The organism is Bacteroides sp. HPS0048, from assembly GCF_964240755.1.
GTDB lineage: Bacteria > Bacteroidota > Bacteroidia > Bacteroidales > Bacteroidaceae > Bacteroides > Bacteroides nordii.
In genome coordinates this window covers 108113-127712 of sequence record NZ_CAXSVC010000018.1, presented here as the reverse complement: position 1 = coordinate 127712, position 19600 = coordinate 108113, and the positions used below count along the sequence as shown (strand labels likewise).

Sequence of the window (19600 nt, the reverse complement as noted above, 5' to 3'; positions counted from 1 at the left end):
AAACTGATTCTTAAACGTGTTTTCGGGAAAGACACCGAAATGCGTACACTGCTCGGCACCATGAGGGAAGGCATCAAAGAAATGGAAACACTGGCGGGTATAGACTACTCTCCCGTCACAATCAACCGGTATAAGAACGTGGTGAAGAAATTACAGCTGCTCATCCCCTCTTATTACGGAAAGGAGGATGTCACTTTCCATGAGCTGACACCGGAGTTCATCCGTGCGTTTGACATCTACCTGAAAACGGAGGCGGGACTGTGCCGGAACACGATAGTCCGTTATATGAAATGCTTCAAGAAATTTACCAATATGGCATTGGCAAAGGAATGGATGCGCAAGAATCCCTTTTACGGTTACAAGATGGAGCAGGACGAGACCGATCCGGTATTCCTGACCTACGACGAGTTGCAAACCGTAATGAAAAAGAAATTCACCATTCCACGGCTTGAACTGGTCAGGGATGTCTTTGTCTTCGCGTGCTTCACCGGTCTGGCGTTCTCCGATGTCGCCACTCTGAGTGGTGAAAACCTGGTACAGGACAATCTCGGGGACTGGTGGATAAGGAAGGGAAGGGTCAAGTTGGAACACCGCAGAAAAGCGTCTTCCATCAGCAACATCCCGCTGCTGCCCGTTCCACTGGCCATATTAGAGAAATACAGGGAACATCCGGTCTGCATAAAGAAAGGATGCTGCCTGCCTGTCATGTGCAACCAGAAAATGAACAGCTACCTCAAGGAAATCGCCGATTTCTGCGGCATAAAGAAAAACCTGACCACGCACGTTGCCAGGCACACTTTCGGAACCACCGTCACGCTCGCCAACAATGTACCCTTGCAGGACGTGTCCGTCATGCTCGGCCATGCCTCCACACGTATGACGCAGCATTATGCTCGGGTCATGAACAGCAGCCTGAAAGAGGCGATGAACAATGTGAAGGAACGTCTGGAATGGTAAATATACAACCGGCCCGTCATTGAAGGTATCTGAAAAAGGATACCTTCTTTTTGTTATACTGTCTGTTATCCATTTTCTCTGGAAAACATCTTTAGTCTTCATAATCATCCTGTACTGGCGAAATAATTCATCATGGACACTACATATCCAAGTAACGGTATCAGTACACCGATTACATATACCATAGCGTACCCCAAAAGGACGAGAGGTAATATTTTACGGTAAAGACCGGCGATAACAAGAAATATAAACAAAAAAAAGAACCATAAACTCCTATTTGAAAACCGGGTATCAATTCATAAACGGGTACGGGCTCGGGGTTAAGCATGGCTCCGGCCACAATGGAATAAAGACTTGCCAACAATATAAACAATGTATACAGGCAGCTCTTAAAAATCCCGGGATCGTCTCTTTTACAATAGAGAATTGTTTGGATATCACTCCTAAGAAACTCAATACCCAGCAAGAGAGCTACCATGACACCCGTATCAAAAGCAGAGAATGTATTCATTTCAATCACCTTTGACGCGAAGATATGTATTTATTCTGGAATGCCACGCCTTCGCTTGTTTTACGATATGATATTGATATCCGATAGTTTGGAAAATATTTGAAAAACCTTCGTTGTATGCTTTTAAATTTGCTTATTACAACATTGTATCCGACAAATTGAAAATCCTGCCATTCTTTCAATTTCTTACCTGCAAATATAGCCCTTTGCCGGGTTGATTGCGCAAGGCGGCCCCTTTCAGGGGCTGGTTGGCTAAAAGAAAATCATCCTCGCTTCGCTGCGGTATTTTCTTTTGCCAAGCCTTGCGCAATCCCCGGCAAAGGACAGTCCGGCAAGTAAGAAACCGAAAAACCGGCTCCACGGAGCCGATCATGTCAAACAAACTAAAAAAATGAAGGTATGAACAGAGAGACAACAAGCAAAGTCCACAAAGGACAGCAGGGTGCCAATCCGAAAATGAGAATGTTGGTTTATCGGGAAAGGAGCTATCCCGCACGGAAGGTGCAAGGCAGGGACGGAAGCTATACGGTTGCCGCAGACAGCCTGGTGCCGGAACTGCTGGACGGCATCAGAAGCCTTGACCCGGCAGCTTTCAAGCTGGACGAGGAAATCGCCTGCTATTGCTCGGACGAGGAAATCCAAAAACTGGCGGACGAAGAACTGGTAGAAATAATTTATGAATGGCAACGGTTATGACTGAAACAACAACAGCAAAGGTCCGGGAAGAACAAGTAACGGGCCTTACCGCAGAGAATGCGCACCGGGTCACGATGATCCGGGAAAAGGGTACGGACCATCCTCCCGTACCGTTCCATTTCAGAAAGGAGCATCATGGAACGGGCAACTATGTACACCTGTACGGAAATCCGGAAGATCGGAATGAATTGCATTCCAGGGACTTCAAAGACTGGGAAGCCGTAGCGTTCAAACATCCTGGCTATCTGGAGGATATGTGGAAACAGGCTTGCGACGCATACGCCTGGAGTTCCTTCGACCCGGAGATTCGTGGCGAGACGGACATCATGATTTACGGGGAGGAGCTGCACAACGACCTGCAACTCATGCAGGAAGAGAAACGGGATACATACATCGCCGCCTACCGGAAAAAGCTATCCGCCCAGCTCTCGGCCCTCTCACGCTGCGCCAACCCGATGGTGACGGGACGGGGCGGATTCGATTACCACAGGCAGGAGAATACGAACAGAAGCTATCAGAACCGCTACGAGGAGTTCCGCAATTGGCGGCAAAAGGTTCTTGAAGCCGCCAGACGGAAAAATGAAGCCGCACGACCGGAGGAAGAAAAACTGGAAAAGGCATGGCAGACGCTCAAACGCGACATCAAGAGCAGCGCCGACACCATCCACGGGATTGACACCGGACAATGCCGGGGTTATAACCGTGCCCTGTTCGTCAGCAGCATCCTGAACAAGGTATCCACCTTCGCCAATCACGGGGAAGTGGAAATCGTCCGCAGGGCCGTGGACTTCATTTCCGAATATAACGCAAGGGTAAGGAAACCCGTCATCACCCCAAGAAACAAATTCTTCCAATTGCCGGAACTTGCGGAACGGATGCGCGAAAGGCTGAAAGCGGTGCAAAGCCGGGAAAACAAGGAAGTGCCGTTCGAGGGCGGGACACTTGTATGGAACTATGGGGAAGACCGCCTTCAGATCCTGTTTGACAGGATTCCCGAAGACAACAGACGAAAGAAACTGAAATCCTCCGGATTCCGCTGGTCACCCAGAAACAAGGCATGGCAACGGCAGCTCACCTCCAATGCCCTCAGTGCCGCCAAGAGAGTGTTGAACCTTCAAAACATCTGAACCATGAATAACGACAAACTGAAATTCGTAGTTGATTCACGCAGTTTTGACGGCAGCTGCGTGACCACCATGTCTGACGGAATACATGGCGACTACCATCATGAGACATTGGAGGAACTGAGGGACAGGGAAAAGAACCCGTACCTCATAGCCGTGTCCAGAAATACCGTCCGCAAGATGATACGCATCTACTTGCAATCCCTCTGCGCCCCGTTCAGTGAGATTACGGAAGAAAGATATTTCGACTACATGGATGTCTTGCCCCCCATCCGCCATACCCGGAATTTCTTTTTCATGGGAGAGCCTTATCATGCGGACATCTACCGGTTCTGCTTCCGGGCGGGCGGACGCTACTTCACGGGACTCCGCTCCGTTACCACGCCAAGAAAGGAACTGGAACGGCAGATGGACAACCATTACCGGAACATTACCTTCAAAGGAGACATCCTGAAAGAAAAGCCGATGGTCATCTCTGACCACGCACGGCATGCCTCTATAATTATAGTTCCTTATCTGTTTCTTGACATAAATGGCGAGAAGAAGTTCATCTGCAACCTGATGAGAGGAACGGACGAATCGTCAGGCAGGGATGTAAGGCTGGAAACCGCCAAAATCCTGCGAAGCCTGCGCCGCCATCATTTCCTCTACTTCTCCGGCTATGAGGGAAACGACGATATGGACAAGTTCCTAGGCGAAGTGATGAAGAAAAAGCACACCCTGCTGGCAAATGGCAACTTCCTCCAATATCCCGTGAACCGGGAGTCCGTGTCGTTTACCGGAACGGTCAGAGAAACAGGCGAGCCGTTCTTCTTCCGGATTTACGACAGGGAGCTGTTCCTGCACCTGTTGTACGTCCTGAGAGGCATCAAAAGGGAAAAAGCTAAAATATAACGTGACACATAACGACGGTATGGTGACTGTCTTTCCGACCCGTCACCATACAAAAAAAACAATGAGATCATGAGAACTGTGACCGAAGAATCGTTGCGACGCAGGCTGGCCCGTCTGGAGTCGGCTCTGGAAAGCGAAAAGGCACGCCTGAGAAAAGTGTGCGGCGGCATCCCCTGGGGAGCCGGGATGAGGCGTACCAAATGTACCCCCTCATTCCGAAGGGAGGACGAACTGATTGGGAAAATCAAGGCGGTGAGACAGCAACTCTCCCAAATGTCCGCAGGCGGTGACAATCACACGTTTAAAGAAACAGGCAGGTGAATGCCGGCCAATTAACTTGCAAGTCAATAATTTTAAAACCAGTTACGAATATGAACACCCGATTGGCTATAATCCGTTCAGAGGGAAAAGAACATCTCTGTTACCGGGAAGAGGAATGTTTTGTCGATGTATCCTATCCGATGGTGACATTTACCAAAGGGGAGGATGATTTTGAAATTGTCAAATGCGACCATCCGTCCATGGAAGAGACTTTCCTGTATCAGGAAAGCCGTCTCTCAATCGTGATTGAAATGTACCATAACGGCTGGCCGGCATTGTCTCTGAAAGATCCCGTGACCCATGAGATATACACGGTCCTGACGGTCAACTTAGAAGATAAGGCGGCATTCTCACTGCCTGACAGGGTATTCGTGGACATCAACAACAATCCTGATGCCATGGAGTTCCTTCTGTCCAACAAATTAGCTGAGGATACAGGTTATAGACGTCAGAGCGGCTGGGTAAGCTACCCGATGGTCACACTTAACCTTCCGACGTTTTACAGGCTTGACCCACATGTCTTTAGCGCAATATTGAATATCCGGTAATCCTTCCGGGCAATGAATCTGGCATCAACAATCAATCAAATGAAAAGAATCATGAAATATCAAGCGGAAAATACCGTCTCCAGTTTCTTCTACTACATGTGGAACGCCTGGAGCGAGGAGGAACGCAAAGCCGTGTATGGCGGCATGTACCCGCATTTCTGGGAAAAATGGTGCGTGGCGACAGACAAGGGCACATTCGGCGCGGCGGAACGGTTCTACCTGGAACTCTCGGAAGACAACCGCAGGATTCTGGTGGAACGGGCCGTCTCGATATATGACGGACGACACTTCAGAAAAAGGAACAGTAACCCCAAAAATCAAACAGTATGCGAGGAAACATTATCAGTCTGATCGGCAGCTCATGCGGTTGCAGTCAAACGGAAGCACGGGAGTACCTGGACTCCGAAATCCGGTATCTGCGCGAATTGCAGGAGGCAGATGATTTGAGGGAAGATGACATGGAAACGGCCTGTCTCAACCTCGGTCTTGACCTTGACTACCGGGAATATTTTATCAACCGCCTCGCAGGGGCATAAAAAACTCATGGCTATGACTTATTTTCAGAACATACACTCTCTGGCGGACTTGAAGAAAGAATACCGCCGGCTGGCATTGGAGCACCACCCGGACAAGGGTGGCGACACTGCGATCATGCAACAGGTGAACACCGAGTTTGGAAGGCTTTTTGAGGCTTGGAAAGACAAACCGGATATTCCCGCGACTTCAACCGGATATGAATATGACTATTCGGGAGCCACGGCAAAGGAATACACCGAGTATGTGTATAACGAATACCGCTGGAAAGGCCGCAATTACAAGGGGCAGCATGCGCCGGAAATCGTGGCACTGGTACGGGCATGGCTCAAGGAGACCTATCCGGGATACAAGTTCTCTGTCAGACGGGAGAATTGCCACTCCATCCATATCCGGTTGATGAAAGCGGATTTCGAGGCGTTCACCAAAGAGTCCGGAAAAGTTCAAGGCGATGTCAACCACCATCATATCGCTTCATACAAATCCTTGACGGACAGGGCAAAAGATGTAATGATGAATATCTGCGATTTCATCATGTCGTACAATTTCGACGACAGCGACCCCATGACGGACTATTTTCACACCAACTTTTACCTGACACTTGGAATCGGAAGTTACAAACAGCCGTACAAGGTGGAACCGCCCAGACTCGACAGCAAAGACAAACCGGAGGTATTCAAGCATCCGGAAGGTCCGGCACACAAGGCAATGCGCCGGGCATTGGGCAAAGCGCGTTTCGGCTTCATCGAAAGCCGGAAGTATGCCGGGGAAATAATTCTGGGGGAAGACTGTTTCGGCTCACGGGGCGAACTCTATTTTTGGCCGAAGGAATATTCAAGCGCAAAAATGGCCCAAAAACGCATCGACAAACTGGAGGGAGCCGGAATAAGGTGCGAACTCACCGGTTATAACGGAGGATACATCCGCCTGCTCGGGTACACCCCGGAGATGAGAGATTCCCTGGAGCGGGAACGTCAGGAGTATGCCGCCGCGTATCAGGCATGGTACTCAAAACAGAATTTGAAAACAATCTGATTCAGAAATTATGGATACAAACAATTTGGACAAGTGGTGGTACGGACTTCCGGAAAACACCAGACAGGCTATAGGAAACGATGAGATATGGGAAAAACTGGATATGCCATCCCGTTCGGCGCTACACCGGTATTCCCTGCTTAGAATTTACGGAACGGCAAAAGACAGGGATGAGGAACGCACGCTACTCAATGAAATCGCGTGTGGACTGGGCGACCTTGCCCTTGTCCGTAAAAACGGCATCGCGTTGGAGGAAATGTGCAACGGGAACGGGGAATTTTACGATGAATACCAGGAACAGTTCAACATATTATATGACAATTACGGACACATAATAGAAAATATAAGCTGGCCGGACTGGATCGGACATACAATTCCGACAAACAGGGAACTGATCCGGTTATTGGAACATCACGGTTACAAGCGTATGGAAATCGATACCGAAAGAAGAATCCCGAAAACTTTCTATGTTTTCCGTCGTGGGTTGCACATCAATGCAAGCGAGGACTTGTCTTACCACATCATACCGCAACAGGACAGTTTCGGACTGGGGCGTTTTGCGGTATGCGCTACCAAAGACGGTGAAAGCTCCCAACAGGGAACTGACTGTGCCCGGCTCTTTTTGAGGCGCTTCCTTGCCTTCCTGAAGGGTGAAAGAAGCGGGAAAGAGATCATAGATGAAATATGCAACAACCGACAAACTGAACGATAGTATGAAAGCAAAAGTATTCAAGTACAAGTCTGACGGGAATACCGTCGTGGCTCCTTATATGGAACTGGAGCCGTACGCAGAGAATGTATATCTCTCCCTGTCTAGAAAGAACGAATATGGGAATGAGGACGATGACTGTTTCCATGTGGTCTGCCGGATTGAAAACGTTTATTTTTCCAGCGGGCAGTATTCACGCCGGTTCCTCAAAGGAGAAGGCCGCAGGGAGGAAGCCGCCGCCTATTGCAGGAACTGGATCGCGGATACGCTTCAGGGCGCGGAAAGAGGAGCCTTCGTCAGATTGATCTCCATCCGTGTGTTCAATGCCCTCGAACTCGACACCGCACCCTTGCTGCAAGCCCGTGAGGCATACAAAAGGAAGCAGGAACAGAAACGCAGGGAGCGGGAAGAGAAAGAGGCGGAAGAGCGCAGAGCGCGGGAAGAGCAACATCAGCTGCTGCTCGATGAACAGAAACAGAAATTCCTGGACGGGGAACGGATCACGGGAGGAATGTTCCTTGAAATCACCGGAAGGGATGGTTTTGACATCCATATCAGAACCAAAGGGACATTCAACAGGCATGTAAGAGGCATTGACAGGAACGGAACCATCAGTTTCCGGAAAATCAAGGGCCGCTGGACACCGAACTTTACCGGATGCCATAAGGCCGTGCCCGCCTATCTTGCGTTCATAACAGAAAAAGAGGGCAAACAATAAAATCCGGGACGGTAACGGCTTGTTCCATGCGGCTGTTACCGCTACCATCTTCCGACCTCACAACTCACGGTTCAGCGCCATTGCCAGCGGAAACATAAACTGGTTATAGGCTTTAAGCTTTTGTAGGTTCAGCACATATCCGGCATAAGGGTTGGTCAAATCGGTGTAGAAGAATACATCGGTAAATCCTGCATGTTCTTCCACAATTTCACCCTCCAACGGAATTTCCTCCACATTGAACCGCTCCAGAGGCAGCTCTTCCAGACGGGCATGCTCCACATTGCCCAATACGTTCAGGTTGCGGTTAAACAGCACGAACCCTTTCTTCCTGTAATCCACACGCATACCATACGGACGCTCCACAAGGAAAGCATCCGCCGCTTTCTTTAGATAGTTTTCCATAATCCTGAAATTAGAAATTGCAAAAATACAGCATTTGTCCGGCAATGGCGAACAAATCAGGAAGATTATCTAAGGAATCCACACAAAATCCCACAACAAAAAACAACCGTATATTTTATTTCCCACCCTGCAAAGATAGTCCCGCGTCCTGTGTACCCGTACAAGGTCAGGCCCCTTCGGGGTTGGCTGAAAGAAAATCATCCTCGCTTCGCTGCGGTATTTTCTTTCGCCAAACCTTGCGGGTACGGCCACGGGACTGTCAGGCAGGCGAGAAATAAAAATACCGGCTCCCGGAGCCGGACGTGTTTAACAGATAAAAATACAATGAATCATGAAAATCCTGAATGAAGAACATTTCGAGAATGTAAAGCGCTATGCCGAATCCATCGGTGACACCTCACTTCAAAAGTGCTTGGAACGGTTGAAGAGTTGGGAGGGGAATCCTGACTATCCCAGTGAGATTTCACTCTACTATGACCATGCCCCATACTCGTTCGGCTTTACCCAGCATTATGCTGATGGAAGAATAGGTATCGTAGGAGGTCTGCTCTATCATGGAATACCTGACAGATCGTTTGCCGTAACATTGCAGCCGTTCCACGGATGGCAGATACATACCTGAAAAACATGAAACTTGACAATGGACGAAAAGCAGACTTCAGAACAGAGAATCCGAGGTCTGCTTTTTCATTTCTTGCTGTAAAGATAGCCGTTTTCCGGGCTGATTGTGCAAGGCGGCCCCTTTCAGGGGCTGGGTTGGCTGAAAGAAAATCATCCTCGCTTCGCTGCGGTATTTTCTTTCGCCAAGCCTTGCCGCAATCCCCGGAAAACAGACTGGAAAGACATCAAGAAATAAAAATGCCTACCCATGTAGGCCGATGTTTTACTTAAAAAAGAACAGATATGGAAACACTGGATTATAACCGGCTGCTGCTTGTCTCTCTCTGGCAATACAACCACCATGGGGATGAAGGGCTGACTCACGCACTTTTCGAGGAAACGTTCGGAAAGATCTATGGAAGTCACTGTTACGAAAAATGGACCGGCTGCTTCAAGCAGAATCTCTGGGACATGATTGCCTATTTCAGAAGTGAGAAGGAGAACGGACAGAAGTTCTGCGACATGGTTGCCCGTCAGGTCAAATTGTACCAACAAAAACGATCTCAATATGAAGTACGCTAATTTTTATGACCTGGAAAGTCTGACTCTGCTCAACAGGCATGAAGGGTGTGCCTGCTCCATAAAGGAGTGTGATGTGGAGAAGGTGAACCGGCTGATTTCAAGGATGCGGCAGGACAGGGAAAGAGTCAGTTTACCGACCGCAGGAGATGTCGTCACTTATATCACCCGTGGCGGTGACTATTATCCGCAGGCACACATTGAAAGGGGCGATGACCGGGAAGTCCATATTTGCCTTCTCCCACAGACACCTTTCTGCCATGAAAATGAAAAGTGTACCGGTTACAATACGGAAGGAGGCCCTTGGGTTACAACCGGTCCGGAATTGCTGATTCCCGATGGCATACGCAGCAAACAGTTCCGGATGTGGGGGCATACCGGAAGGCACAAGAACGGTGCCGTCCTCTTCCACACATTCGTCAGGGCTTGGAAATACACGGAACCCGATCCTCTGTACGGAAAGTACACCACAAAAGAATGGACGAGATACATCATCGAGTGTCAGCCGGATATTGAACCGGCTGATGCCTTTGTCTATCGGAATGAGGCATTCACCCTTTACTCGAAGGAAGAACTGGAGCGGCTGGTCGGGATTCTGCACGGAAAGCTTTTCAACGGATTCCGTCCCGGTCTGTTCATACTCTGGGCATACCGTATGGAATGGAAGGAACTTCCCGCATGGGAATGGAACATGCTGAAAGCGGACACCCATCTCTCTTTCCTTGGCATTTCTCCCGTCAGGATACAGACTGACCATAAAAGACATATAGTAACAATCTATAAAAAATCAGAGTAATATGGCACCATACAACACACCGCAGGCGATACGTCCGCTTGAGAAAACGATCTGTGATTTCGCCTATTCGAACGGCTACGATCCGATATCCGTTTTCAACGATTTCCTGCGTTATGTCATTCACGGGTTCTCTCCCGGCGCACCGCCCCTTATGGACTGGAAATACAAACGGCAGCAGAACAGGCATTTTATGGAGATGCTTACCGGATGGATACGGCTCATGCAGCGGGAATTGCAATCCGGCGGATGGTTTGATGCGTTCGGTGACCTCTTCATGGCAATATCTTCCAAAATCGGTCGGCAGGTGAACGGACAGTTCTTTACCCCGCCGGATATCTGCGACCTGATGGTCTTATGTACCGATTCGGGGGAGACAGCGACAGGAAAACGTATCTGTGACCCGACATGCGGAAGCGGAAGGCTGCTGCTGGCATATCATGTACGCCACCTGGGTAATTATCTGGTTGCAGAAGATGTCAACCGTACCTGTTGCCTGATGACCGTTTGCAACATGCTCGTACATGGCTGCATAGGTGAGGTCATCCACCATGACAGCCTCTTCCCCGAAAACTTCATGGACGGCTGGATGGTAAACCATACACTGACTCAGACGGGCATTCCTACCATTCGCCGGATGAGCAAGGAGGAATATCGGACAAGCAGGAACATGTCCGTTGACCTGCTCAGAAAGCGGAAAGAGAAATTGCGCCAAATGCAGCCGGACAAGAAACAATTGCCATATAAACATGGCAGAATTTATAAACAATAAACCGAATGATTATGAAACTGAATGTTAGCAATGAATTGAAATCCCGCCTGATGCATGCGGCGGAAAACGGGAGTGTGATAGCCAAAGACATCCTTTTGGAAGTAAAAAAGAACGTACCGGTGGAAGAGATCATACGCGGTACCTATAACTGCTTCTCCACCAAGCGCAAGCGGACGGAAGCGGGCACGTTCAAGAAAATCCGGATCGTGTTCACGGCCTGCAGCAAGGATTTGGCCCATCCCAGTTTCCCGGACCGGAACAACCCGCAGGCACCCTGGTTCCCGGAGAATCGTACAGTTCTGGAACCCTCCACGTTTGTTGAACTGTTCAAGAACCTGCCCAAGTACTCACCCGACGAAATCAATTATTTCTGTAGCGCCCTCTCATTGGACAGCAAAGTCACGGTCAGGCTGCATGAAAGCATGAACGACTTCATGGAAGCCTATCTGGAAAGCAACTACAGCCCCATCGCCGACAGTGACACATCCAGCCTGCACAGTTCCTGTATGAGGTATGAGGACAAGGCACGCAACGCCGCTGACTTTTATACCAACTTCGCCGGCGCTAAAATCCTTGTGGCAAGGGACGAGAGCAACAACATACTCGGACGGGCTGTTGTATGGAACGAGGTAACATTATGGAAATCAATAAATACACCGATTGCCGCCTCCCTGCTGGACCGCATCTATTTCTCACACGCATTCGTCGCCGAACTGATCCGCAAGCAGGCGCAGGAGGCGGGCATCCTGTTGCGACGCAGATACAACGATTATACACATACAACGGATTTCACCGTACTGAATCCCATTGAGGGGCAGGAATGGGCGGTCGGAGACAATATACAGGTTTCATTGACGGTGAAAGTGCCCGCCTGTAGGTGGCACAAGAAAGGGGTGCCTTACCTCGACACGTTCTACAGTCTTCATCTGACGGAAGGCAATCTGGAACTTAGAAATACGGAGGGCGACACAAGCATAGCCTCCTGCCGGAGCACGGAAGGGTGCGCAAACAGGAGAAAATATGTATGTCCCAAATGCGGAAAGATACATCCCTTTCCGGATATGGCATTCTGCAAGAATTGTCAAGATATGTTCTATATATCCACCGTATTCGGAAAAGTATTGAAAGGCACGTCGGTGGAATACAAGGGAAAGAAATATCCGTCCTTCCTCTTCAAGAAGGGACGTCCCGTACCGGAGTTCAGACGGTACCTGCAAATCGAAAAGTTGTTCATCTCCTAAAAAGTCAGTATCATGGAAAAATTAATGGCTCTTTACAACATCTCCTCCCCCTCCGGTAAGGAGGGGAAGATAGCCGGGTTCATCATCGGGGAACTCAGGCGGATGGGGATTCCTTTCCGGCAAGACCGGTACGGAAACATCTACGCAGTCAAAGGCAACCGGGAAAGCTACCCCTGTGTCGTGGCGCACATGGACGAGGTACACCGGCGCAAGACAGGCTCCTATGCGGCCCATCTTGTGGCGGACTCGATGATTGTCGGTTATGATCACAAGCGTAAACGGATGACCGGAATCGGCGCGGATGACAAGAACGGCATCTGGATCTGCCTGAAATGCCTGGAGGATTTCAAGGCGGTGAAATGCGCCTTCTTCGTACAGGAGGAGGTAGGATGCATAGGCAGCGGCCATGCCGATATGTCCTTCTTTTCCGATTGCCGTTTCGTCATCCAGTGTGACCGGAAAGGGAACGGGGATATGGTAACACAAATCAACGGAATGAAGCTCTGCTCCAATGACTTCATTTCAGCTATCGATTTCCGGAGGTACGGCTACAAGCCTGCACAGGGGCTAGCTACGGATGTGGCGGCATTGAAAAGGAACGGGCTGGAAGTATCCTGCGTCAATCTCTCCTGCGGATATTATGAACCTCATACGGACAACGAGTACACCATCCTGGCGGATCTTTGCAAGTGCTACAGGTTTGTCCGGCACATCATCTGTTGCCATAAGGAAACCAGCACGCATATACCGGAAACGGAAAGAAAGCCCTTCCCCGGATATTATGAACTGTTCGGACCGGCCGGATATAGCGAAAAGGATTATATCCGTCTGTCAAAAGAGTACAGATCTGAATTTACTAAAACAAGCAAGACAAGCCATAAGAACAAATTGTAATTTATCAACTTTAAAAACAAAAAATATGGAAGCAACAGTCATGCCGGCCACTGCACCGGTACAGAAACAGCAGGGACTCAACCAGGTAGTCATCAACAAGGTACAGCGGATGATAGAAGACAGGCAGGGGGATGTCATGGACACCATCAACCGTCTGCTCAGTGAGGGACGGATCGCGCAGGATTTCATCGCTCCCATCGGGGTAAGCCAACGTAGCAAGGAACGCCCCGTTATCTCTTTCAAAGCGGAAGGAAGGGTACAGATGGCAATGCCCGAAGGGAACTTCAACCTGCACGGCAACGCCATAAGCCAGATTTCGGAGAAGATGGGCATTCCCGCCAAATACCTGCGCGAGCTTTCCGCCGGGGATGTTTGGCAGAAACAGTTGTGCGCCACCATCCTGAACGAGCATTCGGGATGGACCGAGCGTACACGGGTACTGATACGGGCGGTAGGAATGGAAGTCCGGGGCGTATTGTCGGACTCCTACCGTCGGCTGAACTCAGTGGATATCCTGACCGCTTTCATCCGTGAGGCGGGAGGACAGGGAGCGGTCGTGTCCGATGCCTATATGAACGACACGAAAGTATGGTGTGAGACAATCCTGCCCACTCCGATAGAGATACCCACCCGTAAGAACGGAACGGTCATCATCTTCGCAGGAGCACGCTTCTCCACATCCGACTATGGCAACGGATCGGTCGATATGCGGTCGTTCCTGCTCAACGGGGCGTGCCTGAACGGGATGGTCAGGGAGTCCGTCATGCGGCAAATACACCTTGGAGGCCGACTGCCGGAATCCCTGTCCCTTTCCCAAAAGACCTACGAACTGGACACGCAGACCACCGTATCGGCTGTTTCCGACCTGACCAAAGGACTGTACAGCAAAGACACCATCATGCAGAAGGCCATCGAAATTCAAGGAGCATCGGAAATAGACGTGGATTTCGACAAGGAACTGAAGAATCTGGTGCAGAAAGGTGCCTTGTTGAAAAACGAGGGACGTGAGGTCGAGAAACTGCTAATGAACAACAATCCTGACGACGGAGTTACAGGCGGGGCCACGCTATGGAAACTGACACAGGGAATCACCGCCTTTGCAAGGGAACAGCAGCCGGAACGCTGCCGGGAACTGCATGAAATTTCGGGACAGCTGATGAACCGGGTAAAGATAAATTAAGAGTGGCTAAGACTAAAGCCGTGAACGACGATGGCCAGCATCCGTTCACGGCTTTGCATAATTTCAATCTAAGGTATATAGAACAGTTCAAACTCCTCTTTTCTTCTCCTCTCTATGCTTGGAATGACTTTCCCCTGATAACAGCGGAACGATATATATTCCCTGTAAATATCCCGGTCGCCACTTTCCAGTTTTTGAATCAGTCTGCTTTTGGGTATCTTCCCGTTTCCAATCAGACGGTAACAGCCCACATTAAAACCTAACAGACTTAAAAGAAGCGAGTCTTTTCCATATTTACGGAATACCTTCAGGCACCGTTCAAGGTCGCATCTCAAAAGTGAATCCGCCTGCGCCTCGCTCAGGTTCTCGGTCAGCTTCTCATGGGGGAGCAGGCGGTGTCCAAAACCGATGTAAGGCATTTTCCCCCGATGCCAGCCTTCCCACCGTTTGATGTTGGAAACCGCCTTTTCCAGCATGGAGGGCGGATCTTCGGCACGAACATTCAAAGTGAACGGCAGTACCATCAGAATAAACAAAAGTTTCCTCATTCCGTTCAATTCCTTACCTCCACATCCAACGTGCAATACGTATGTCCATCCCCGTAGCTCCACCTTCTTCCCGTTACGGTCACCACACTTTCCGCCAGGTATTCCGCGAGGGACTGCCGTTCCGTTTCCGCATTCTTTTCAAAGCAGTGACAGGCCGGTGTCGTTTCCAACAGGTTGCGGGAGGACTTGTCGAGCCGTACCGCGTCAATTTCGAGCCGGTCCCCCATATTGGGAATCCGGTCGGCCGATTCCGACAGCTGTACCTCATGGGCCATTCCCGGTATGTACAAATACAGGTATGTCATGGTTGTACCTCCTTTCCATGCGTATCATCCTTTTCAGCTAGAGGGGTGTCATCCGCGTTGAAGTCATAACTCAACCTCTGCAAATTCCCCCAGTTATCCTCAAAATAAAGGTCGATGGTCTGTGACGCATCCGCACTCTGCGAGGTATAGTACAACCGGAACCTCAGTTCATTTAACAGGTAGCGGTCATTGGGTTTCAACACCGTACCGTCCTCCATCTTTAAGCTGCCTTTACCGTCCGGTTGGAAATATCTCAATGTATAGACTGTTCCGGAGAAATTTCCCTCCGCTTTAATTTCCAGACGGATTTCCACCGTCTCACCATCAGCGATCTTACCGACTACCGGCATCGACTCCACCGTAAACGGGTATTCCTGCTGAACGTCCAGTTCGCTGTCACAAGAAGCAAGAGAAAGACAGGAAACTGCCAGGCAGCATATAAACGTCATAAAGTCAACGATTTTCCTTTTCATGGGTATATGGGTTTAAAAATTAGAGAATGTATTTGATACCGATTCCATACTGGAAGTGGGCATGCGTGGAAGCGCTGCCCCAAAGGATGCGTTCACGAAGCCGGAGCAGCAGCACTAAACGGTCAGATAGGTAGGTCTCTGCCTCCAACGTTATCGCACCACCATAGATAAAGGATTCGCATTGTCCCAGCGTGGCACCGTCATACAGCAGTCTTTTCCCCCCGTTCACCGATTCATAGCCCAGCATCGCCGAACCGCCAATGCTTAAGAATACCGTTTTATTAGGGGAGGAAAAGATATTATAATAATATCCGCCTTCACCGGTATATTGCACTAAAGGGATAGAACCGTCACGATAAGGCGTATTGCGCTTCAGTACCTCGCCGCCCAGCACCCACTGGTTTCTCTTTTTTGCATAAGTGGAAACCGCCAGCCCGAAAGAGAAACCGGCATCCGGCTTATTCGCCTTGCAGTAAAAGCCGTCCGTCATTCCTGCCGTGAGACTGACGCCCTTCATTTTTGGAAGACGGCGTTGTGCTCCCGCCTGCCCTGCCAGAAGTACCAGCAGCGCAAAGGTGATATATAAATACCTCTTCATCGCACTTGCAGCTCATTGATAGTTTCCGCACGCACCAGATCCTCGTTGTCCACCTCAAAGATCTGATGACGGCCGCCTTGTTTCTCATACATTTCCACTACCAGTTTCTTATCGTCGGGAATGGTGAACTTGGGCAGGGCAAACACGGTACGCTCGTCCTTCTTTCCCTCCACACGAATGACATAGTTGAACGCACGCAGCGGATAAATCACCTGTTCCTGCATGGCGGTACGCCTCACTATCTTCTTGTCCACTATCTTGAAAGTCACGAAATCCACGTCAAACGGCACATGGGTGGCATTTCTCACCTCGGTATGGAAATAGAGCAGGTCTCCATGCGTATAAAGTCCTTTGAGCAGGAACCGTACCCCGAAGCGCTTGCAGCCGATGTGTTTGATCCAGTGCTTGTCCTGCTTGTGTACGGATTTCATGATCAGACGTACCAGACGCGGTGACTCACTGCCCAGCTCCTGCAAATAAATTTCCATCGCGTTGTTCGGGCGGTTCACCGTCTCCCCGTCATGAATAAAATCACACATCTCCACATTAAGCAGCAACGGTTCATCGGCATACTTGACATTGAAGGTGTAAAAATTTCCGTCTTCCGTGATCACGCTCATATTCGTCTCATTACGAAAATGCTTTCTGGCCGCTTTCACACGGATCACATTTTCCGCGCCGTCCGCCTTGCCGGCAATCAGGTTGGTGGAACCGAGATCCACATACTTGATGGGAGAGGGGAAAATCACGTGTACGGTCTTGTCGTAAGTGATTTCCAGACCATGCGGAGGTATCATCCGGCTGAAGCCTATCTTGCGGCTCAGCCCCTCGAAATAATCTCCGCCACTCTGCTGCGCATACGCAGCCATGAAGCCCGTCAGTAGGGCAAACATCATCAGAATCTTTCTCATGTCCGATTATTGTTGGTTGTTTGTTGAATAATTGGTTTCTGTTTTCTCGTCTGTATACCGTTTCATTGTTTCGGAGAGTGAAGCAGCAGCCTGTGTCCGGCTTTCAGCGTGACCTTGACCGTGCGCATCTTCTTGGTGATGTACTGTGACACGCCCTGTATGACGCCTTTACCCAGATCCGAGGCTATCTGCGCTCCCGCGTCGGTGGAGATGCTGATGCTGCTTCCCATCGAACCGCCCATGCCCGCCGCTATTTCACGCACGGCATCATACTCCAGTGAGTTGGGTATCAATATTCCTTGCTGACCGTCCGCATCATACACTTCCAGTTCCACCGGAATGACGGTTCCTTGATATTCCACATTGGTGATGACAATATCCATGCGTTCTCCCTGGATCCGTGTTCCGCCTGTCAATACCGTTCCTTTGGGTATGAGGCGGTCGTCCACTGCCATCGCTTCCAGCAGGCGGACACGCAGGGCTTGTCCGTCCGATACGGTCTGCGTGCCGTGCACACAGGCGGCAATGGTATTACGGTCCGATACCGGTGTCCTGCCCACCGGCGTATGGAAACCGGTGTTCCTTTCTTCGGACACTCCGGCTATGAAGTCCCCGTCATTCACCGGTTGCGCCAGGGAAGATACCACTTCTTGTCGTATCCGCTTGACCGGCTTGACCGATGTCCTGTCTTTCCGGTCATCCGTAGGGATAACGGACGGTGTCTGTTTGCCGTTGTACCGGGCCGCCAGTTCGTATGACTTTTCCATCAGGGCCATTTTTTCCTCCAATGACTGTTCCTGGGACGGTTCCATGTTCTGTCTTTTTTCCAGTTCCTCGATACGCCGGAGCAGTTCCTCCTCCCGGGAGGTTTCCCGTGGCGTGTAAATGGTCGTAAGCGAGCGGTTCATGTCATGGTAGGCAGAGGTGGAGGAACGTACCGGATTATGCGTCTGTACGGTTTCCGGTACGGACGGCAGTTCAAGGTTCACTCCGCTGTCCACTGACGGTACGGTGTCTTTCCGGTCCTTGTTCCGGTTGAACAGTTCCGACATTTCCAGGAAAGTGTCTTTCCGTCCTCTCTCTTTCTTCGACAAGGCTTCCCGCTCGTAGGCGCTGACCTTGTTGCCTTCCATACGGCTCTCTTCGGGAGACGGGATCTCGGTATTGAATCCCCTCTCTTTCTCCGCCTCCGCTTTTTCCTTTTCGGTCGGACTGTATATCAACAGGACAATCCCCGCGAATATCAGGAAGAAGAGCGGATAGACGGCGAACTTCATATACCGGCGCTTCTCTTGGAGAGTCAACGGCCGGTCGCTTGGGAATCCCAGCTGTTTTTTAATCTTCTGGATATCTATTTTCATCGGATGGGGTGTTTAAATTGATTGTACTTTTTTCCGGTCGCAAGTCAAGCGGCCGGACATATTCTATTTTCATCTTTCCCCCAAGCTCTCCCAAGCCGGATAGCGAGGCGAGGATGGCATGGAGGCAGGCCGTCAGAAACAAGAGGAATGCCGTGGTTGTCACGATCTTCCGTTGTTTCCTTGTCAGGCGGTGGCAGAACAGCCGGATACAGCAGTCCATACGTCTCAGGTGTTTTTTTTCTTTTCTCATCGTTCCGTGCTTCTGATATCCCTGTTCTCTAGAATGGTAAACTGTTCGATGATGAACCCATTCGGATTGTCGTCCGAACGTCCCGTATTCTGAAGTGAGCAGGTGGTGACCAAACTGCGCTCGGTCACGTTGCTCTCACGAATTATCATCTGACGGGCATACGTCCTCGCCTTGTAAGGGTAACGGGCAAAATCACACACCACGCTGTCCACATGCACCACCTGATTGATGTTGCCCGATATCAGGCGGTTGTAATATCCCTTCTCGGCAAAATCCACATAATAGTGGTAGGCGCTCTTGTCCGCCAGTTGCAGGGCACGGTCGATGTTGTGGCTGATGGCCTCTTTCTGTGGAGAGAGCGAGAAGAACAGCTCGTGAAAGCGTCTTACGTGTTCCCTCGCCTCGGCAGGACGGTTTTGCGAAAGATCCTGCGAAAGGGCCATCATCAGCGACTTACCCCCGTCCAGTACATAGATTTTCTCACGCTGCCTTTCGGCGAAGCGGTACGAGCTCCAAAGCGCGTAGCCGGTGACAAGAGTGCAGCAGCAGATAAAAACGGCCGCCATCATACGGATGCGGCGGAAGCTGCTCTCAATGTTGGTCAAAGACTTGAATTCCATTTCTCGAATGATTGGTTTGAATGAAT

At 50.1% G+C, this 19600-nt stretch carries 27 protein-coding genes and 1 pseudogene; 18 read left to right on the top strand and 10 right to left on the bottom strand.

Going from position 1 to position 19600, the window contains the following annotated elements; translation table 11 throughout:
* Positions 1–957, top strand: a 957-nt coding sequence (locus tag ACESQI_RS14980; RefSeq protein WP_373126484.1) for a site-specific integrase, incomplete at its 5' end; no start/stop codon positions are given.
* Positions 958–1061: 104 nt separating this feature from the next.
* Here the strand turns inward: ACESQI_RS14980 and ACESQI_RS14975 are convergent.
* Together ACESQI_RS14975 and ACESQI_RS14970 are read right to left on the bottom strand one after the other, a co-directional pair.
* A pseudogene (locus tag ACESQI_RS14975) lies at positions 1062–1468 on the bottom strand (hypothetical protein).
* Positions 1469–1646: 178 nt separating this feature from the next.
* Complete coding sequence (locus ACESQI_RS14970) at positions 1647–1841, bottom strand: hypothetical protein (RefSeq protein ID WP_005634939.1); 195 nt, start codon at positions 1839–1841, stop codon at positions 1647–1649.
* 26 nt (positions 1842–1867) lie between these two features.
* Between ACESQI_RS14970 and ACESQI_RS14965 the strand changes: the two genes are divergently transcribed.
* The 10 genes from ACESQI_RS14965 to ACESQI_RS14920 all read left to right on the top strand — a co-directional run bounded on the left by ACESQI_RS14965 (position 1868) and on the right by ACESQI_RS14920 (position 8047).
* Positions 1868–2164 (top strand): hypothetical protein, encoded by a 297-nt coding sequence (locus tag ACESQI_RS14965; protein WP_005634950.1) that lies wholly within the window; start codon positions 1868–1870, stop codon positions 2162–2164.
* Positions 2149–3291, top strand: a complete 1143-nt coding sequence (locus tag ACESQI_RS14960; RefSeq protein WP_055285001.1) for a hypothetical protein — start codon at positions 2149–2151, stop codon at positions 3289–3291. Before ACESQI_RS14965 ends, ACESQI_RS14960 begins: the two co-directional genes overlap by 16 nt.
* A gap of 3 nt (positions 3292–3294) precedes the next feature.
* Positions 3295–4182, top strand: coding sequence for a hypothetical protein (locus ACESQI_RS14955; RefSeq protein ID WP_055285000.1), 888 nt, complete (start codon positions 3295–3297; stop codon positions 4180–4182).
* Between the two features lie 69 nt (positions 4183–4251).
* Positions 4252–4503, top strand: a complete 252-nt coding sequence (locus ACESQI_RS14950; RefSeq protein ID WP_005634966.1) for a hypothetical protein — start codon at positions 4252–4254, stop codon at positions 4501–4503.
* A 50-nt stretch (positions 4504–4553) separates the two neighbouring features.
* A complete protein-coding gene (locus ACESQI_RS14945; protein ID WP_039849737.1) occupies positions 4554–5051 on the top strand; it encodes a DUF4313 domain-containing protein in 498 nt (165 codons plus the stop codon).
* Positions 5052–5102: 51 nt separating this feature from the next.
* The gene (locus ACESQI_RS14940) at positions 5103–5402 is read left to right on the top strand and encodes a hypothetical protein (RefSeq protein WP_034527709.1); all 300 of its coding nucleotides are present in this window, start codon (positions 5103–5105) and stop codon (positions 5400–5402) included.
* Positions 5378–5587 (top strand): hypothetical protein, encoded by a 210-nt coding sequence (locus tag ACESQI_RS14935; protein ID WP_005789937.1) that lies wholly within the window; start codon positions 5378–5380, stop codon positions 5585–5587. Before ACESQI_RS14940 ends, ACESQI_RS14935 begins: the two co-directional genes overlap by 25 nt.
* A 13-nt stretch (positions 5588–5600) precedes the next feature.
* Positions 5601–6620 (top strand): LPD29 domain-containing protein, encoded by a 1020-nt coding sequence (locus tag ACESQI_RS14930; protein ID WP_034527746.1) that lies wholly within the window; start codon positions 5601–5603, stop codon positions 6618–6620.
* A 10-nt stretch (positions 6621–6630) separates the two neighbouring features.
* Positions 6631–7332: a hypothetical protein gene (locus ACESQI_RS14925; RefSeq protein ID WP_055284999.1), complete on the top strand. Its 702-nt coding sequence runs from the start codon at positions 6631–6633 to the stop codon at positions 7330–7332.
* A 1-nt stretch (position 7333) separates the two neighbouring features.
* Positions 7334–8047: a hypothetical protein gene (locus ACESQI_RS14920; protein WP_373126488.1), complete on the top strand. Its 714-nt coding sequence runs from the start codon at positions 7334–7336 to the stop codon at positions 8045–8047.
* 57 nt (positions 8048–8104) lie between these two features.
* On the opposite strand, the gene ACESQI_RS14915 is transcribed toward ACESQI_RS14920, so the two are convergent.
* Entirely contained in the window at positions 8105–8449 is a 345-nt protein-coding gene (locus tag ACESQI_RS14915; RefSeq protein WP_008675239.1) for a hypothetical protein, read from the bottom strand.
* A 331-nt stretch (positions 8450–8780) separates the two neighbouring features.
* On the opposite strand from ACESQI_RS14915, the gene ACESQI_RS14910 reads away from it, so the two are divergent.
* From ACESQI_RS14910 to ACESQI_RS14880, 7 genes are all read left to right on the top strand, one after another.
* Positions 8781–9071: a DUF4120 family protein gene (locus ACESQI_RS14910; RefSeq protein ID WP_007838816.1), complete on the top strand. Its 291-nt coding sequence runs from the start codon at positions 8781–8783 to the stop codon at positions 9069–9071.
* Between the two features lie 281 nt (positions 9072–9352).
* Positions 9353–9631: a hypothetical protein gene (locus ACESQI_RS14905; RefSeq protein WP_008675235.1), complete on the top strand. Its 279-nt coding sequence runs from the start codon at positions 9353–9355 to the stop codon at positions 9629–9631.
* Positions 9618–10424: a DUF4121 family protein gene (locus ACESQI_RS14900; protein WP_008780743.1), complete on the top strand. Its 807-nt coding sequence runs from the start codon at positions 9618–9620 to the stop codon at positions 10422–10424. Before ACESQI_RS14905 ends, ACESQI_RS14900 begins: the two co-directional genes overlap by 14 nt.
* Before the next feature lies 1 nt (position 10425).
* Positions 10426–11193 carry an N-6 DNA methylase gene (locus ACESQI_RS14895; RefSeq protein ID WP_008780744.1) on the top strand — a complete coding sequence of 256 codons (768 nt, stop codon included), beginning with the start codon at positions 10426–10428 and terminating at the stop codon, positions 11191–11193.
* 5 nt (positions 11194–11198) lie between these two features.
* Positions 11199–12434, top strand: a complete 1236-nt coding sequence (locus ACESQI_RS14890) for a hypothetical protein (protein WP_032934307.1) — start codon at positions 11199–11201, stop codon at positions 12432–12434.
* A 12-nt stretch (positions 12435–12446) separates the two neighbouring features.
* Positions 12447–13328 carry a hypothetical protein gene (locus ACESQI_RS14885; RefSeq protein ID WP_008675230.1) on the top strand — a complete coding sequence of 294 codons (882 nt, stop codon included), beginning with the start codon at positions 12447–12449 and terminating at the stop codon, positions 13326–13328.
* A 25-nt stretch (positions 13329–13353) separates the two neighbouring features.
* Complete coding sequence (locus ACESQI_RS14880) at positions 13354–14508, top strand: hypothetical protein (protein WP_055284997.1); 1155 nt, start codon at positions 13354–13356, stop codon at positions 14506–14508.
* A 68-nt stretch (positions 14509–14576) separates the two neighbouring features.
* Here ACESQI_RS14880 and ACESQI_RS14875 read toward each other — a convergent pair whose 3' ends face one another.
* The 7 genes from ACESQI_RS14875 to traK all read right to left on the bottom strand — a co-directional run bounded on the left by ACESQI_RS14875 (position 14577) and on the right by traK (position 19574).
* Entirely contained in the window at positions 14577–15056 is a 480-nt protein-coding gene (locus ACESQI_RS14875) for a glycoside hydrolase family protein (RefSeq protein WP_008675225.1), read from the bottom strand.
* A gap of 301 nt (positions 15057–15357) precedes the next feature.
* A complete protein-coding gene (locus ACESQI_RS14870) occupies positions 15358–15834 on the bottom strand; it encodes a DUF3872 domain-containing protein (protein ID WP_008675221.1) in 477 nt (158 codons plus the stop codon).
* Between the two features lie 19 nt (positions 15835–15853).
* Complete coding sequence (locus ACESQI_RS14865) at positions 15854–16432, bottom strand: conjugal transfer protein TraO (protein ID WP_008675220.1); 579 nt, start codon at positions 16430–16432, stop codon at positions 15854–15856.
* Positions 16429–17343, bottom strand: a complete 915-nt coding sequence (traN, locus tag ACESQI_RS14860) for a conjugative transposon protein TraN (protein WP_008675218.1) — start codon at positions 17341–17343, stop codon at positions 16429–16431. The genes ACESQI_RS14865 and traN overlap by 4 nt, the downstream gene beginning before the upstream one ends.
* A 62-nt stretch (positions 17344–17405) precedes the next feature.
* The gene (gene traM, locus ACESQI_RS14855; RefSeq protein WP_012056217.1) at positions 17406–18704 is read right to left on the bottom strand and encodes a conjugative transposon protein TraM; all 1299 of its coding nucleotides are present in this window, start codon (positions 18702–18704) and stop codon (positions 17406–17408) included.
* Complete coding sequence (locus ACESQI_RS14850; protein WP_373126479.1) at positions 18679–18867, bottom strand: hypothetical protein; 189 nt, start codon at positions 18865–18867, stop codon at positions 18679–18681. The genes traM and ACESQI_RS14850 overlap by 26 nt, the downstream gene beginning before the upstream one ends.
* Before the next feature lie 83 nt (positions 18868–18950).
* Positions 18951–19574: a conjugative transposon protein TraK gene (gene traK / locus ACESQI_RS14845; RefSeq protein ID WP_008675212.1), complete on the bottom strand. Its 624-nt coding sequence runs from the start codon at positions 19572–19574 to the stop codon at positions 18951–18953.
* Between the last annotated feature and the right edge of the window lie 26 nt (positions 19575–19600).

Coding starts and splice junctions, on each gene's coding strand:
- ACESQI_RS14950 (WP_005634966.1), top strand. CDS start 4,252: ATGAGAACTGTGACCGAAGAATCGTTGCGACGCAGGCTGGCCCGTCTG.
- traN (WP_008675218.1), bottom strand. CDS start 17,343: ATGAGAAAGATTCTGATGATGTTTGCCCTACTGACGGGCTTCATGGCT.
- ACESQI_RS14970 (WP_005634939.1), bottom strand. CDS start 1,841: ATGATCGGCTCCGTGGAGCCGGTTTTTCGGTTTCTTACTTGCCGGACT.
- ACESQI_RS14870 (WP_008675221.1), bottom strand. CDS start 15,834: ATGAAAAGGAAAATCGTTGACTTTATGACGTTTATATGCTGCCTGGCA.
- ACESQI_RS14910 (WP_007838816.1), top strand. CDS start 8,781: ATGAAAATCCTGAATGAAGAACATTTCGAGAATGTAAAGCGCTATGCC.
- ACESQI_RS14925 (WP_055284999.1), top strand. CDS start 6,631: ATGGATACAAACAATTTGGACAAGTGGTGGTACGGACTTCCGGAAAAC.
- ACESQI_RS14890 (WP_032934307.1), top strand. CDS start 11,199: ATGATTATGAAACTGAATGTTAGCAATGAATTGAAATCCCGCCTGATG.
- ACESQI_RS14960 (WP_055285001.1), top strand. CDS start 2,149: ATGGCAACGGTTATGACTGAAACAACAACAGCAAAGGTCCGGGAAGAA.
- ACESQI_RS14965 (WP_005634950.1), top strand. CDS start 1,868: ATGAACAGAGAGACAACAAGCAAAGTCCACAAAGGACAGCAGGGTGCC.
- ACESQI_RS14875 (WP_008675225.1), bottom strand. CDS start 15,056: ATGAGGAAACTTTTGTTTATTCTGATGGTACTGCCGTTCACTTTGAAT.
- ACESQI_RS14915 (WP_008675239.1), bottom strand. CDS start 8,449: ATGGAAAACTATCTAAAGAAAGCGGCGGATGCTTTCCTTGTGGAGCGT.
- ACESQI_RS14895 (WP_008780744.1), top strand. CDS start 10,426: ATGGCACCATACAACACACCGCAGGCGATACGTCCGCTTGAGAAAACG.
- ACESQI_RS14955 (WP_055285000.1), top strand. CDS start 3,295: ATGAATAACGACAAACTGAAATTCGTAGTTGATTCACGCAGTTTTGAC.
- ACESQI_RS14905 (WP_008675235.1), top strand. CDS start 9,353: ATGGAAACACTGGATTATAACCGGCTGCTGCTTGTCTCTCTCTGGCAA.
- ACESQI_RS14945 (WP_039849737.1), top strand. CDS start 4,554: ATGAACACCCGATTGGCTATAATCCGTTCAGAGGGAAAAGAACATCTC.
- traM (WP_012056217.1), bottom strand. CDS start 18,704: ATGAAAATAGATATCCAGAAGATTAAAAAACAGCTGGGATTCCCAAGC.
- ACESQI_RS14935 (WP_005789937.1), top strand. CDS start 5,378: ATGCGAGGAAACATTATCAGTCTGATCGGCAGCTCATGCGGTTGCAGT.
- ACESQI_RS14880 (WP_055284997.1), top strand. CDS start 13,354: ATGGAAGCAACAGTCATGCCGGCCACTGCACCGGTACAGAAACAGCAG.
- ACESQI_RS14920 (WP_373126488.1), top strand. CDS start 7,334: ATGAAAGCAAAAGTATTCAAGTACAAGTCTGACGGGAATACCGTCGTG.
- traK (WP_008675212.1), bottom strand. CDS start 19,574: ATGGAATTCAAGTCTTTGACCAACATTGAGAGCAGCTTCCGCCGCATC.
- ACESQI_RS14900 (WP_008780743.1), top strand. CDS start 9,618: ATGAAGTACGCTAATTTTTATGACCTGGAAAGTCTGACTCTGCTCAAC.
- ACESQI_RS14940 (WP_034527709.1), top strand. CDS start 5,103: ATGAAATATCAAGCGGAAAATACCGTCTCCAGTTTCTTCTACTACATG.
- ACESQI_RS14885 (WP_008675230.1), top strand. CDS start 12,447: ATGGAAAAATTAATGGCTCTTTACAACATCTCCTCCCCCTCCGGTAAG.
- ACESQI_RS14930 (WP_034527746.1), top strand. CDS start 5,601: ATGACTTATTTTCAGAACATACACTCTCTGGCGGACTTGAAGAAAGAA.
- ACESQI_RS14865 (WP_008675220.1), bottom strand. CDS start 16,432: ATGAAGAGGTATTTATATATCACCTTTGCGCTGCTGGTACTTCTGGCA.